Consider the following 1,942-nt stretch of genomic DNA (forward strand, 5'->3'; position numbering starts at 1 on the left):
GCCTTGCTGCGTGCCCGAAAGGCGCCGCCGGCCGAGGCGCGACAAATGCTCCTGCATGCCAAAGACCTAGCTGAGATGAACAAGGCGCCAACGCCCTGAGAGCCCGGATCGAGCGCGCCATCGCGCGCTTGCACGTCTGATCAGGTGCTTCCTACAATTTCCGCAAGCGAACCGCTTCCACGACAACGCTCCGCTTGTGCGGCAGCCTTGCGCTCCAAACGTTCCGCCGAAAGCGTGACGCCCGCATCAATGCACACGGCGCAAGCCCATCTCCGAGATATGTATTGGCGCCGGCCTGTTTCCGTATCAATACCGTGATGTCCGTGGGGCTGAACCCGAAGATCCGTACTCGGCGGGCCGCCCCGAGAGGTGACGGTCGCGACCGACCGGCCATGGCCGACTGTAGCCTGTCAGGCTGGGCCCGGCCACTGGGACTGGCCCTCGACGGAAGGGTTGAAGACCTGGGGAGACGTTTAGAAAAGACCTTGCTGTGAGGTTGTCAGGGCCATGAAACTTTCCCCCATCGGCTGGAGGATGGCGTCGGCAATCGGCTGGAGTTGCTTGGTCAGATAGTGTTCGTAGTCGATGCGGGAATGGCGCGTTTCCAGCGGCTCCGGCCCGTTTTGAGTCATGACGTATCGAATCCAACCACCTTTCTGATACTGCTTAGGTCGGTTGACCCGACCGTTGTACTCGTCGGCGATGCGAGCGGCGCGGACCTGCGGCGGCACGTTGACCAAGTAGGCATCGAGGCGATGGCGCAGGCGCTTCCTGTAGATGAGAAGGTCATCCTTCCGGCCATCTAGCGTCGACTGCGCATAGTCGGTCACGAACTCCTTGTAAGGGTCGCCATGGAAGATGCGCGAAAGCAGACCCTCCTGGAACTGGCGCGCCAACGGGGTCCAGTCGCTGCGGGCCATCTCCAAGCCGCGGTAGACCATCTCCTCCTTGCCCGTGGCATCCGAGCTCAGGCCCGCGTAGCGCTTCTTGCTGCCCACGTCTGAGCCACGAATGGTGGGCATAAAGAACTTCTTGTAGTGGGTGTCGAATTCGATTTCAAGGAAGTTCTCCAGGCCGTGCTCCTCCCGGAGGGTACGCGTCCACCAGTCGTTGATGTCTCTCACCAAGTTTGCCGCGATGGCGTGCGCTTCCTCGTTGGTGTGGGTACGCCTGAGCCAGATAAAGATGGAGTCGGTGTCACCATAGATAGCGCCGTAACCCCGGTTCTCCACGAATTCGCGCGTGAGCTTCATCATCTCGTGCCCACGAAGGGTTACGGCAGACACGACCTTGGGATTGAAGAAGCGGCAGTCGGCCGCACCAAGCACTCCCGCGAAGGAGTTCATGAGCAACTTCAGGGCTTGGGACAGCGACTCGTTCTTGACCAGCTTGGCCTCGTCCCGAGCCCGCCAGAGGGTGGTCACGATTTCCGGCAGGCAATGCTTCTCGCGCGAGAAAGCGGTCCCTCGCGGCCCCTTAATGACCATTGCCGGGTCGCTGGCGTTCGAGCCTTCCACAAAGCCCACAGGGTCGACAAGGAACGTTCGAATAATCGAGGGGTAGAGGCTCTTGTAGTCCAGGACCACGACGGAGTCGTAGAACCCTGGTTTCGAGTCCATCACGTACCCACCGGGGAAGGCCTTGCTCGGAATCTCGCCCACGTTCGGCGCCACGTAGCCCAAGCGATGCATCCGCGGCAGATAGTGGTGGCTGAACGCGGCAATTGAGCCACCGAAGTGGTCTGCCTGCAGGCCCGTGGTGTGAGCACGTTCCATCACGAACTGGAGCAGTTTCGCCTTCTCGAAGATGCGCAGAACCAGCTCGCAGTCTCGAATGTTGTAGAGCGCAAGTGCGGGCTTGTCTTCCTGGTACCGTCGCTCAATCTCTGCCATCTTGTCGTACTCATCGCCGATGGCCTTGCCCTCGCCCAGCAGTTCTTGCG

The 1,942-nt window shown here is 60.8% G+C and carries 1 protein-coding gene; it reads right to left on the reverse strand.

Annotated features, from left to right (window positions below; translation table 11 throughout):
• Positions 1–473: 473 nt before the first annotated feature.
• Positions 474–1,942 (reverse strand): DNA polymerase II (locus AC1DY5_RS53480; protein ID WP_478122328.1); only part of this gene is annotated, 1,469 nt, incomplete at its 5' end.

This window comes from Variovorax sp. P4_D9 (genome assembly GCF_056401695.1).